Source organism: Streptomyces sp. NPDC057445 (assembly GCF_042802855.1).
Classification (GTDB): domain Bacteria; phylum Actinomycetota; class Actinomycetes; order Streptomycetales; family Streptomycetaceae; genus Streptomyces.
In genome coordinates this window covers 39,617-51,097 of sequence record NZ_JBHVDH010000031.1, presented here as the reverse complement: position 1 = coordinate 51,097, position 11,481 = coordinate 39,617, and the positions used below count along the sequence as shown (strand labels likewise).

Annotated in this window: 10 protein-coding genes and 1 pseudogene; 6 read left to right on the top strand and 5 right to left on the bottom strand. The window is 72.2% G+C overall.

Annotated features, from left to right (window positions below; all coding sequences use genetic code 11):
• The 3 genes and pseudogenes from ACFU5O_RS35005 to ACFU5O_RS34995 all read left to right on the top strand — a co-directional run.
• Nucleotides 1-126 (top strand): annotated as a pseudogene (locus tag ACFU5O_RS35005) (electron transfer flavoprotein subunit beta); the annotation flags it as partial.
• Nucleotides 127-184: 58 nt separating this feature from the next.
• Entirely contained in the window at nucleotides 185-1,147 is a 963-nt protein-coding gene (locus ACFU5O_RS35000) for an electron transfer flavoprotein subunit alpha/FixB family protein (RefSeq protein ID WP_384246591.1), read from the top strand.
• A 153-nt stretch (nucleotides 1,148-1,300) separates the two neighbouring features.
• Nucleotides 1,301-2,599 (top strand): DUF6986 family protein, encoded by a 1,299-nt coding sequence (locus tag ACFU5O_RS34995; RefSeq protein ID WP_384246590.1) that lies wholly within the window; start codon nucleotides 1,301-1,303, stop codon nucleotides 2,597-2,599.
• A gap of 262 nt (nucleotides 2,600-2,861) precedes the next feature.
• Here ACFU5O_RS34995 and ACFU5O_RS34990 read toward each other — a convergent pair whose 3' ends face one another.
• Together ACFU5O_RS34990 and ACFU5O_RS34985 are read right to left on the bottom strand one after the other, a co-directional pair.
• Nucleotides 2,862-3,173 carry an antibiotic biosynthesis monooxygenase family protein gene (locus tag ACFU5O_RS34990; RefSeq protein WP_384246588.1) on the bottom strand — a complete coding sequence of 104 codons (312 nt, stop codon included), beginning with the start codon at nucleotides 3,171-3,173 and terminating at the stop codon, nucleotides 2,862-2,864.
• A 358-nt stretch (nucleotides 3,174-3,531) separates the two neighbouring features.
• Nucleotides 3,532-4,566: a LacI family DNA-binding transcriptional regulator gene (locus ACFU5O_RS34985; protein ID WP_384246587.1), complete on the bottom strand. Its 1,035-nt coding sequence runs from the start codon at nucleotides 4,564-4,566 to the stop codon at nucleotides 3,532-3,534.
• Between the two features lie 194 nt (nucleotides 4,567-4,760).
• On the opposite strand from ACFU5O_RS34985, the gene ACFU5O_RS34980 reads away from it, so the two are divergent.
• Complete coding sequence (locus tag ACFU5O_RS34980) at nucleotides 4,761-5,714, top strand: ROK family protein (protein WP_384246586.1); 954 nt, start codon at nucleotides 4,761-4,763, stop codon at nucleotides 5,712-5,714.
• A 605-nt stretch (nucleotides 5,715-6,319) separates the two neighbouring features.
• Here the strand turns inward: ACFU5O_RS34980 and ACFU5O_RS34975 are convergent.
• Nucleotides 6,320-6,508, bottom strand: coding sequence for a hypothetical protein (locus ACFU5O_RS34975; RefSeq protein ID WP_384246584.1), 189 nt, complete (start codon nucleotides 6,506-6,508; stop codon nucleotides 6,320-6,322).
• A 217-nt stretch (nucleotides 6,509-6,725) separates the two neighbouring features.
• Between ACFU5O_RS34975 and ACFU5O_RS34970 the strand changes: the two genes are divergently transcribed.
• Nucleotides 6,726-7,760, top strand: coding sequence for an NUDIX domain-containing protein (locus ACFU5O_RS34970; protein WP_384246582.1), 1,035 nt, complete (start codon nucleotides 6,726-6,728; stop codon nucleotides 7,758-7,760).
• A gap of 108 nt (nucleotides 7,761-7,868) precedes the next feature.
• Here the strand turns inward: ACFU5O_RS34970 and ACFU5O_RS34965 are convergent, their stop codons facing one another.
• Both ACFU5O_RS34965 and ACFU5O_RS34960 read right to left on the bottom strand, forming a co-directional pair.
• Nucleotides 7,869-8,567, bottom strand: coding sequence for an MBL fold metallo-hydrolase (locus tag ACFU5O_RS34965; protein ID WP_384246581.1), 699 nt, complete (start codon nucleotides 8,565-8,567; stop codon nucleotides 7,869-7,871).
• An 85-nt stretch (nucleotides 8,568-8,652) separates the two neighbouring features.
• Complete coding sequence (locus tag ACFU5O_RS34960) at nucleotides 8,653-10,017, bottom strand: dipeptidase (protein WP_384246580.1); 1,365 nt, start codon at nucleotides 10,015-10,017, stop codon at nucleotides 8,653-8,655.
• A gap of 149 nt (nucleotides 10,018-10,166) precedes the next feature.
• Here ACFU5O_RS34960 and ACFU5O_RS34955 point away from each other — a divergent pair, with 149 nt between their 5' ends.
• Entirely contained in the window at nucleotides 10,167-11,474 is a 1,308-nt protein-coding gene (locus ACFU5O_RS34955) for a geranylgeranyl reductase family protein (RefSeq protein ID WP_384246578.1), read from the top strand.
• The last annotated feature ends 7 nt before the right edge of the window (nucleotides 11,475-11,481 follow it).

Below are 11,481 nucleotides of genomic sequence, written 5' to 3'. Positions count from 1 at the left end.
GGCGCCTGGAGCGCGGTGGACTCCGCCACCGAACGCCCGGCCCGCACCGCCGGCACGATCGTCAAGGACGAGGGCGAGGGCGGCAAGCAGCTCGCAGAGTTCCTGGCCGGCCAGAAGTTCATCTGAGCTCCGGTCACCGTCCCCACCGCCCCGCATACTTCGCAAGCAGGAGAGAAGAAGTCCCATGGCTGAAGTACTCGTCTATGTCGACCACGTGGACGGTGCCGTCCGCAAGCCGACCCTGGAACTGCTGACACTGGCCCGCCGTATCGGCGAGCCGGTCGCCGTCGCCCTGGGCCCCGGCGCCCAGAACACCGCCGGCGTCCTCGCCGAGCACGGCGCGGTCAGGGTCCTGACCGCCGACGCCCCCGAGTTCGCCGACTACCTCGTCGTGCCCAAGGTCGATGCACTGCAGGCCGCCCACGACGCCGTCTCACCCGCGGCGGTACTCGTGCCCTCCTCCGCCGAGGGCAAGGAGATCGCCGGCCGTCTCGCGGTCCGGATCGGCTCCGGCATCATCACCGACGCCGTCGACCTGGAAGCCGGCGACCAGGGCCCGGTCGCCACCCAGTCCGCCTTCGCCGCCTCCTTCACCACCAAGTCGCGCATCACCCGCGGCACCCCGGTCATCACCGTGAAGCCGAACTCCGCCCCCGTCGAGCCCGCCCCGGCCGCCGGCACCGTCGAACCCCTGAACGTCACCTTCGGCGACCACGCCACCGGCACCAAGATCGTCTCCCGCACCCCGCGCGAATCGACCGGCCGCCCCGAGCTGACCGAGGCCGCGATCGTGGTCTCCGGCGGCCGCGGCGTCAACGGCGCCGAGAACTTCTCCGTGATCGAGGCCCTGGCCGACTCCCTCGGCGCAGCCGTCGGCGCCTCCCGCGCCGCGGTCGACGCCGGCTGGTACCCGCACACCAACCAGGTCGGCCAGACCGGCAAGTCCGTCTCCCCCCAGCTCTACATCGCCTCCGGCATCTCCGGCGCCATCCAGCACCGCGCCGGCATGCAGACCTCCAAGACCATCGTCGCCGTCAACAAGGACGCCGAAGCCCCCATCTTCGACCTCGTCGACTACGGCGTCGTCGGCGACCTCTTCCAGGTCCTCCCCCAGCTCACCGACGAGATCACCACCCGCAAGGGCTGAACCCGGCAGGCATTCGTCCGGGGCCGCGCGGTGAACCTCACCGCGCGGCCCCGCGCTGTTGAGACGGACCATTGACGCAGGTCAGTCGCGCCGACTAGCTTCACCATGCGGATTGTTGATTCCGTTTGGCGGAAAACAGGAGGGTGTGCAGCGATGGGGCAGCAGGAGAAGCCGGCAACGAGCCTCGCAGGCACGGTCCACGAGGGCATCAGCGCCTCGCTCGCACCGGTCGACGCGGAGCTCGCCCGTCGCTACCCCGGAGACCCGGGCACCCGCCAGCCGATCCACACCGTGTACGTACCCGGAGACGCCTTCGACTCCGGCACCATCCGCTCCTGGGGGGATCAGGCCCTCGCTGCGCTCGACGAGCACGCGCCGGACGCGGCAACCCTCGCCCGGGTGCTGGGTCTGCCCGACGAACTCGCGGAGCCTGTCCACGCGCGCGTACGGGCCAAGCTCGAGCGGGAGCCCGTCGAGGATCTCCGCGTCGACTTCGAGGACGGCTACCAGGGCCGTGACGAGGACGCGGACGCCGCCCGCGCCGCCCGCCTGATCTCAGAGGCGTACGCCACCGGCACCGCCGCCCCGTACATGGGCATCCGCATGAAGTGCATGGAGGCCGCCGTACGCGACCGCGGCATCCGTACCACGGACATCTTCCTCACCGGCCTGATGGAGAACGGCGGCCTCCCGGACGGTCTCGTCCTCACCCTCCCCAAGGTCACCTACCCCGAGCAGGTCACGGCGTTCGTGCGCCTTCTCGAGGCCTTCGAGCGGGCGCACGACCTGGAAACCGGGCGGATCGGCTTCGAGATCCAGATCGAGACCAGCCAGGCCATCCTCGCTGCCGACGGCACCGCCACCGTCGCACGCATGATCGACGCCGCCGAGGGCCGCGCGACGGGCCTTCACTACGGCACGTTCGACTACAGCGCCTGCCTCGGCGTCAGCGCCGCGTACCAGGCGAGCGACCACCCGGCCGCCGACCACGCCAAGGCGATCATGCAGGTCGCCGCGGCGGGTACGGGCGTCCGCGTGTCCGACGGCTCCACCAACGTGCTGCCTGTCGGCTCCACCGAGCACGTCCACGAGGCGTGGAGGCTCCACTACGGCCTGACCCGCCGTGCGCTCGCGCGCGCGTACTACCAGGGCTGGGACATGCACCCCGGACATCTGCCGACCCGCTACGCCGCCGTCTTCGCCTTCTATCGCGAAGGCGTGGAGGCGGCGGCGGCCCGCCTCGCCGCGTACGTCGCCACGTCCGGGGGCGGCGCCGGCGACATCCTGGACGAGCCCGCCACGGCGAAGGCGCTCAGCGGGTATCTGCTGCGCGGACTCGACTGCGGTGCGCTCGACGAGGACGAGGTCGTCCGCCTCACCGGACTGGGTCGCCAGGAGATCGACGGTTTCGCGCGGCCGCGACGCGGCGGTCTGACGGCCACGGCCCGGTAGCGCCCGGGCGGAGGGCGGCTTCCGGCGAGCGTCGGGCCGGGGCAACTGGGCTGCGCCCCGACACGAGTTGTCCGTGCGGTCGACGGCGCCGCCTGAGCGCTGAGGGAGGCCCGCGGGGTGGTGAACCCTCCCGGGCCCGTTCGATCGCGGTCCCGGCACATCTCTCTCACCGCACGTCGCGCGCGGTGAGAGAGACGCCGGGGGTTCGGAGAGAACCGGCGACGAGGACCGGCGGTTCAGGTCCCGTCCTCGAACCGGCCTCTCATTCCATGATGTTGAAGAGGGTGGTCGACCGGTCGCCGTGCAGGAACGTGTTCATCGACTTGACGAGGGCTTCGTGCTCGGGACTCGTCCGCCACTGCTTGAGGGCATCCGTGTCCTTCCACTCGCTGGTGAGCATCCACTGCCCAGGAGTGTCGACCGAACGGCACAACTGCTCGCCCATGTGTCCAGGGGTCGCCGCAACCCGCTTGCGTACCTGCTCGTAGGCGCTGATGAAACCCTCTTCCATGCCTTCCTTCACATGAAGAAGGCGTACGACCCGCACGCGCCCCGAACTCTGAGAGACAGCCATCGGAGACTTCACAATCCCTCTCCCTCCGCCTCGGACGGAAAGCTCATGCCACCCCATAATTGTCCTGTCCATCAACGCCGGCGCAACTCCACGCAATCGGCGGGCAACTCTGTGGCACCGGGAAGAGCGCCCGGAAGGGGCCAGGGAAAGCCTCGGAAAGGCGCCCGGAAAGGCCCCTGGGGCAGCACCGGCAAGGCGCCGGGAGAGCACGGGGAAACACGGGGAAAGCAAAGCCCGCCGGACAGCCGGGCATCGTGTGCGCGGCCTGGCCGCGGGGGTTCCGGACGGTGGGTCCGCGCCGGGTGAGTGCCGTGAACTCGCCGACGGGCGCCGGGTGTTGCCCCCTGTCTGTGCGCGGCTACCGTCCCGGTGGCAGTTCGCCGGAGCCGCGTGCCAGCAGCCTGGTCGTCAGCTCCACCCGGGCCGGCTCCTCCGCAACCCCGTCGAGCCGTCGGAACAGCCGCTCCGCCGCTGTACGGCCGAGGGCGGCCGCGTCCTGCGCGATGACGGTGATGCCGAGCAGATCGGCGAGTTCGATGTCGTCGAACCCGACCAGGGCGACCGGCGCGTCGCGCCCCGCCAGGACCCGTACGGCCGTGACGGTCACGCGGTTGTTGCCCGCGAAGACCGCCGTGACCGGGTCGGGCCCGGAGAGCATCGCCTCGACCGCCTCCGTGACCCGCTCCGGGTCGGTCGAACCGAGGGCGACCCATCGCTCGTGGACCGGGAGCCCCGCGTCGTCCATCGCCGCGCGGTAGCCGCGCAGGCGCTCGGTGGCCGTGTGGATGCGGGGCTGGTCGCCGATGAACCCGATCCTCCGGTGGCCGTGGGCGATCAGATGGGCGACGCCTTCCCGGGCGCCGCCGAAGCTGTCCGACAGGACGACGTCCGCGTCGATCCGCCCGGCCGGCCGGTCCACGAACACCGTCGCGATGCCCGCCTTGATCTCCGGTTCCAGATAGCGGTGGTCGTGCCCCGCGGGGATCACGATCAGCCCGTCCACACGGCGGGCGCACAGCGCGAGCACCAGCTCCTGCTCCCGCTCGGGGTCCTCCGCGCTGGACCCGTTGATCAGCAGCGCGCCGTGGGCCCGTGCGACCTCCTCCACCGCCCGGCTCAGTGGCCCGTAGAAGGGGTCGGCGAGGTCCTCCAGGACCAGGCCGATGGACGCGGTGCGACCCTTGCGCAGCACCCGCGCACTGTCGTTGCGCCGAAAGCCCAGCGCCTCGATGGCCTCCTGTACGCGTCGCTCCGTGTCCGGGGTGACGCCGGGTTCGCCGTTCACGACCCGCGAGACCGTCTTGAGGCCGACTCCGGCACGCGCGGCCACGTCCTTCATGGTGGGCCGGGTGCCGTAGCGGGTGGTCTCTGGGCGGCGGGCGAACTCGGCCACGGTGCGCTGTCCTGTCGTCGTCGGTGTGCCCGGCTCGGGGCCCCTGCGAGTTGCCCTGCGGGCACCGGGGGCGCTGTGCAAGGCTGTGGCGTCGAGCATAGGCCCTGGACAACGTTGTCAGGGCAATGGAGACTGGTCGTCAAGGCCGCAGGTGGCGGCCACCGCTGCGCCAGTCCCTTGGAGATCGCACATACATGCATAACGACCTCGTCGCCGCGCTCGACATCGGTGGCACCAAGATCGCCGGCGCGCTGGTGGACGGCAGCGGCAGGATTCTCGTCCGCGCCCAGCGTCCGACGCCGTCCCGCGAGGACGGCGAGACGGTCATGCGTGCGGTGGAGACGGTGCTCGCGGAACTGGCGACCTCGCCCCTGTGGCTGCATACGAGGGCGGTCGGCATCGGCAGCGCGGGGCCGGTGGACGCGTCGGCGGGCACGGTCAGCCCTGTCAACGTGCCGGGCTGGCGGGGCTTTCCCCTGGTGGACCGGGTGTGCGCGGCCTCCGGCGGGCTCCCCGTGGAGCTGGTGGGCGACGGAGTCGCGATGACCGCGGCCGAGCACTGGCAGGGAGCAGCACGCGGGTACGACAACGCGCTGTGCATGGTGGTCTCGACGGGCGTCGGCGGTGGGTTGGTCCTCGGCGGCAGGGTGTATCCCGGGCCGACCGGAAACGCGGGCCACATCGGCCACATCAGCGTCGACCTGGACGGCGATCCCTGCCCCTGCGGCGGTCGGGGCTGTGTCGAGCGGATAGCCAGCGGCCCCAACATCGCGCGCCGCGCCATCGAGGACGGCTGGCGGCCGGGCCCCGGCGGCGACACATCGGCCGTGGCCGTGGCCGCCGCGGCGACCGCGGGCGACCCCGTGGCCGTCGCCTCCTTCGAGCGCGCCGCCCAGGCCCTGGCCGCGGGGATCGCCGCGACCGCAACGCTCGTGGAGATCCACATCGCCGTCATCGGTGGGGGAGTGGCAGGCGCCGGGGACGTCCTCTTCACCCCCCTGCGCCGTGCGCTCCATGACTACGCCACGCTCTCCTTCGTCCAGAACCTCGTGGTGGTCCCGGCCCGCACGGGCACGGACGCGGGCCTCCTGGGCGCGGCAGCCGCCGCGTCGCCCGGCCTGCGGGGCGAGACAGCGGCGACCCGCTGAGTCCGAGCGCCCGGTGGGGGCGAGTTCTCAGCCTCGGGACCGGGACCACGCCAGAACCGCCACTTGGCGTCGGCCAACTGTCCCGGTCGGGCGAGTGTGCGTCGCGCGTTGACTGTTACCGGGCGTGCCGGGCCGGACGCCGGACAGGCCGTCGCCCCGAGGGACAGGTGGATCGCGCAGTCGCCCACGGCCGACCCGCCGTTCGCCGTGATCGCCGGCCCCGGCAAGGTGCTGTACGCCGAGTTCGGCGTGGAGCCGGCGCCCTGCTCGCTGCTCAGCCCGCGTGCTCGGGGCCCGGTCGAGCGGCGATCGCGCGCAGCGCCTGGGTGATCGCCCGCGGCCGGGAACACCGGCCGGCAGCGACACGGCCCGGCGGACGGCCGGGGCTTCCCGCCGACTTCCTGATCGACGGCGACGGCGACGGCCGCGTCATCGCGGCCAAATATGGCCAACACGCCTACGACCAGTGGTCGCTCGACGAGTAGCCCGCCGTGACGGCCGACCCGCGGCCCCCCGCCGGGACGACGGGGTGAACGGCCGGCTGCCCACGTTCCGATGACCTGGCCGGTCCGCCGGGGCGACGGCTCGCACCCGCCCCGGCCGCGTCAACCGACCGGCCTGCGCCCCTGCTCGGACGACTGCTGGGGCACCACCACCAGGAACGCGTCGGCGTCCAGGTCCATCACGACTTCCGCGGGCAGGCCCTCGTCACGCCGGGCGCGGGCGAACTCCTCTGCCGGCCAGCTGCCCCGCGGTCCGCCTGCGGGAAACATCTCCAGCACCCTGCGGCGCATTCGCGCACCCCCTCGTCAATTCGGCACCCCCCTCGCCATCGTGATCCCCAACGACGCTTCCTCCGGATCTGTTACGCCCCGCCCGGCCATGACCGGGCGACGACCGTCTTCCGGCCGTCCGGGAGCGGACCCGGCCCGTCCGACCCGCCCCGGACACGGGTTTCCGTGGCAGGGTGTTGCGGGCAGTCCACTGGGGGCTATCGGAAGAGGGGGAACCGTGATCGTCTGGATCAACGGTGCGTTCAGCGCGGGCAAGACCTCCGCCGCTCGCGAACTGATCGATCTGATCCCGAACAGCACTTTGTACGACCCCGAGGTGACCGGCGGGTCGCTGCGGTATCTGCTGCCGCAGAAGCGGCTCGACGAGGTGAGCGACTACCAGGACCTGCCGATCTGGCGCCGGCTGGTCGTGGACACGGCCGCCGCTCTGCTCGCCGAGGTCGGCGGCGTGCTCGTCGTGCCGATGACGCTGCTCAGGCAGGACTACCGGGACGAGATCTTCGGCGGCCTCGCCGCCCGCCGGATACCGGTCCGCCATGTCCTGCTCGCCCCGGAGGAAACGATCCTGCGTACGCGTATCGCCGCACGCGAGGAGCCGGACGTCCCCGACGCAGAACAGCGCGTACGGCAATGGGCGTACGACCACATCGAGCCCTACCGAAGCGCCCTCGGCTGGCTCACCGCCGACGCCCATGTCGTCGACACCTCGCGTCTGACGCCACGCGAGACCGCCGAAGCAGTCGCCGAGGCGATGAGCAGCGGCGGCGCCGGAGCCTGCGACATCGTGCAGACGCCAGAGCCGACCGCGGAGACGCTGGCCGCCGGGGTCCTTCTCTTCGACGACGAGGACCGGGTGCTCCTCGTCGACCCCACCTACAAGCCGGGCTGGGAGTTCCCCGGCGGGGTGGTGGAACAGGGAGAGGCTCCCGCCCGTGCGGGGATGCGCGAGGTCGCAGAGGAGATCGGCATCCGGCTCGACGCCGTGCCGCGGCTGCTGGTCGTCGACTGGGAGCCGCCACGGCCGCCCGGCTACGGCGGGCTCCGGCTGCTCTTCGACGGCGGCAGGCTCAGCGGCGAGGCGGCCGCGCGGGTGCTGCTGCCGGGCGAGGAACTGCGGGCCTGGAGGTTCGCCTCGGAGGAGGAGGCCGCGGGGATGCTGCCCCCCGCCCGCTACGAACGGCTGCGCTGGGCCCTGCGGGCCCGCGAGCGGGGCACCGTGCTCAACCTGGAAGCCGGCGTTCCGGTCGGATGAGTACCGGTGTCCCGGTTGTACGGACAACCGGCCGGGACAGCCGAACAGCCGGCCAGGACAGCTGAACAGCCGGCCGGGACCACCGGCGGCGACCGGGACCCCGCCCGGTCACGCGCCTTCTGCGGGGGCATCGGCCGCCGCTCTCAGCGCCGCCGCGGCGTCCACGGTCACCGGGTCGCCGTGCCCGAAGCACAGGGTGGACGGTGAGAGTGCGGCCAGCCGGCGCAACGACGCCCTGGCCCGGTCCCGGTCCACGTTGAACACACCCGGCAACACCTGACCCACGCCCGCGACCGTGTCCCCGGTGAACAGCACATCGTGGCGCGGCAGATGAACCGCGATCGAGCCGTCGGTGTGGCCCGGGACATGCACCACCCGGGCCCCTCCGCCGAAATCGAGCTCATCGCCGTCCGTCACCTCCCGGTCCACCCGGGTCGGCGGTGCCTCTGGCACGGTGAGCCCGAGTTCGTACAGCGGGACCTCCCAGTCGAGCAGCACGGGCGCCGGCACCGGCGCCTCGCCCCGGATCACCGGCGCATCAAGGGCATGCGCCAGCACCTGCGCCCCGTACCGGTCCGCCAGCTCCTGCGCCGCGCCGACATGGTCGCGGTGGCAGTGCGTGAGGACGATCCGGCGGATCCCGGCGGGATCGGCACCGAGCCCCCGTACGGCCGCCTCGATGTCGGCGGCGGCATGGACATGGCCCGCGTCGACCAGCGTGAACTCCTCGCCGTCGCACCACAGATATGCCTGGCCGACAGGGAAACGGAACATGTGCAACCCGGGGAGCACTTCGATGACGTCCATACGGCGAACGTACGCGGACGCGCACGCAGGCCGTACGGAACTACGCTCTCCGCGAGCTTCGCCGCCCGCGTAACGGCGGCGCGGCCTAACCCTGCTTCGAGCGCGCGTAGTTCACCAGGAAGTGGGCTTCGGCCACCGACAGCCGCTCCAGCTCCTCCGGCGACACACTCTCGTTCACCGCGTGGATCTGCGCCTCCGGCTCGCTGAGGCCGATCAGCAGGATCTCCGCCTGCGGGTAGAGGGCGGCGAGCGTGTTGCACAGCGGAATGGAGCCGCCCATGCCGGACGTCTGCATCTCCTCGCCGGGGTAGGCGATGCGCATCGCCTCGGCCATGGACGCGTAGGCGGGGCTGTTGACGTCCGCTCGGAACGCCTGGCCCTGCCCCACCTGCTCCAGGCTCACCCGGGCGTTCCAGGGGGTGTGCTTCTCGATGTGGGCGAACAGCAGCTTCGTCGCCTCGGCCGCGTCCTGGCCGGGCGGCACGCGCAGGCTGATCTGCGCGCGGGCGCTCGCGGGCACGGACGGCGTCGCGCCGGCCACCGGCGGACAGTCGATGCCGATGACGGTGACGGCCGGACGGGCCCAGATCCGGTCGGCGACCGTGCCGTTCCCGATCAGGCCGACCCCGGACAGGACCTTCGCGTCCTTGCGGAAGTCGTCCTCCGGGTACTGCAGTCCGTCCCACGCCGCATCGGCGGCGAGCCCGTCGACGACGGTCGAGCCGTCCTCGGCGCGCAGCGAGTCGAGGACCCGGATCAGGGCGGCCAGGGCGTCGGGCGCGGCCCCGCCGAACTGCCCCGAGTGCAGATTGCCCTCGAGGGTGTCGACCTGGACGCGGATCATGGTCATACCGCGCAGCGTCGCCGTCACGGTCGGCAGACCGACCCTGAAGTTCCCGGTGTCGCCGATCACGATCGCATCGGCCTTCAGCAGCTCCGGGTGCGCCTCTGCGTACCGCTCCAGACCACCCGTGCCCTGCTCCTCAGAACCCTCGACGACGACCTTGACGGAGACCGGTATGCCGCCGTTCGCCTTGAGGGCGCGCAACGCGAGCAGGTGCATGATGAAGCCGCCCTTGCAGTCGGCCGCCCCGCGCCCGTACCAGCGGCCGTCGCGCTCGGTCAGCTCGAACGGAGGGGTCACCCAGGCCGATTCGTCCAGCATCGGCTGTACGTCGTAGTGCGCGTACAGGAGCACGGTCGGCGCACCCTCGGGACCCGGCAGCAGACCGTACACGGACTGGGAACCGTCAGGGGTGTCGAGCAGCGCCACGTCCTGGAATCCCTCGGCGCGCAGTGCGTCGGCCACCCAGTTCGCGGCTGCCTCGCACTCGCTCCTCGGCGCCACGGCCGGGTCCGCCACCGACTGGAACGCCACCAGCTCCGTGAGCTCCGACTTGGCGCGGGACATCAAGGTCGCGACGGTCTCGGCGATCGGATCGGCGGTCATGGGCACGCTCCTTGTGGGTGCGACGTTGTCTTCGGTGTGTGTACGGCGAAGGTACGGCCGATCCTCCCACAACGGGGGGCAGCGGGCCGCGCCCGTAGGATGCCGTCGAGAGCGTGGGCCATGGGTCGGATCGGGAGCAGAAGCACATCGTGAGCAGCGAGAACGCAGATGCCGTCAACGGACGGGGCGAGCCTGTGTGGGATGTCGTCGTGGTCGGCGCGGGACCGGCGGGAGCGTCGGCCGCCTATGCCGCCGCGGTCGCCGGACGCCGGGTGCTCCTCCTGGAGAAGGCCGAGCTGCCCCGTTACAAGACCTGCGGCGGAGGGATCATCGGGCCTTCGCGGGACGCGCTGCCGCCCGGTTTCGAGCTGCCGCTCCAGGACAGGGTGCACGCGGTCACGTTCTCGATGAACGGCAAGCTGGCCCGCACCCGGCGCTCGCGCAGGATGCTGTTCGGGCTCGTCAACCGGCCGGAGTTCGACGCCGGGCTGGTGGAGCAGGCGCAGAAGGCGGGCGCGCAGCTGCGCACCGGGGCGGCCGTCTCCCGGGTCGAGCAGCACGGTCCGGCCGTGCCGGACCGCCGGACGGTCGCGGTCGTCCTCGCCGACGGGGAGACGGTACTCGCCCGCGCCGTCGTGGGGGCCGACGGCAGCGCCGGCCGGATAGGAGCCCATGTCGGCGTCAAGCTCGACCAGGTGGATCTCGGTCTCGAGGCCGAGATCCCCGTGCCGGCGACGGTCGCGGAGGACTGGGCAGGGCGGGTACTCATCGACTGGGGCCCGATGCCCGGCAGCTACGGCTGGGTGTTCCCCAAGGGCGAGGTGCTGACGGTCGGTGTGATCTCGGCGCGTGGCGAGGGCGCGGCCACCAAGCGCTATCTGGAGGACTTCATCGCGCGGCTGGGGCTGGCCGGTTTCGAGCCGGCCGTCTCGTCGGGGCATCTCACGCGCTGCCGCGCCGACGACTCGCCGCTGTCGCGCGGCCGGGTGTTGGTCTGCGGGGACGCGGCCGGGCTGCTGGAGCCGTGGACGCGTGAGGGCATCTCGTTCGCGCTGCGCTCCGGGCGGCTCGCAGGGGAGTGGGCCGTACGGATCGCGGAGGCGGGCGACGCCGTCGACGCCCGGCGCCAGGCGCTGAACTATGCCTTCGCCGTCAAGGCGGGGCTGGGCGTGGAGATGGCCGTCGGCCGGCGGATGCTGGCGGTCTTCGAACGGCGTCCGGGAATCCTCCACGCCGTCATCACCGGATTCCGTCCTGCCTGGAAGGCGTTCGCGGACATCACCCGTGGGTCGACCTCGCTGGCGGGCATCGTGCGCTCGCGGCCCATGGTCCGGCGGGCGCTGGAGGCGCTGGACCGGGTGCGTCCGGTGGGTGCCGCCGGGGCGGGCCGCGAGGCCGCGGACGCCGGTACCGGCTCCGGGGAGCCGGAGTCAGACGGAGCCGCGATCGGTTCATGACGCCGAG

Bases quoted from the DNA above. Each gene is read 5' to 3' on its own strand.
- ACFU5O_RS35000 (WP_384246591.1), top strand. From the start codon at position 185: ATGGCTGAAGTACTCGTCTATGTCGACCACGTGGACGGTGCCGTCCGC.
- ACFU5O_RS34995 (WP_384246590.1), top strand. From the start codon at position 1,301: ATGGGGCAGCAGGAGAAGCCGGCAACGAGCCTCGCAGGCACGGTCCAC.
- ACFU5O_RS34990 (WP_384246588.1), bottom strand. From the start codon at position 3,173: ATGGCTGTCTCTCAGAGTTCGGGGCGCGTGCGGGTCGTACGCCTTCTT.
- ACFU5O_RS34980 (WP_384246586.1), top strand. From the start codon at position 4,761: ATGCATAACGACCTCGTCGCCGCGCTCGACATCGGTGGCACCAAGATC.
- ACFU5O_RS34975 (WP_384246584.1), bottom strand. From the start codon at position 6,508: ATGCGCCGCAGGGTGCTGGAGATGTTTCCCGCAGGCGGACCGCGGGGC.
- ACFU5O_RS34965 (WP_384246581.1), bottom strand. From the start codon at position 8,567: ATGGACGTCATCGAAGTGCTCCCCGGGTTGCACATGTTCCGTTTCCCT.
- ACFU5O_RS34960 (WP_384246580.1), bottom strand. From the start codon at position 10,017: ATGACCGCCGATCCGATCGCCGAGACCGTCGCGACCTTGATGTCCCGC.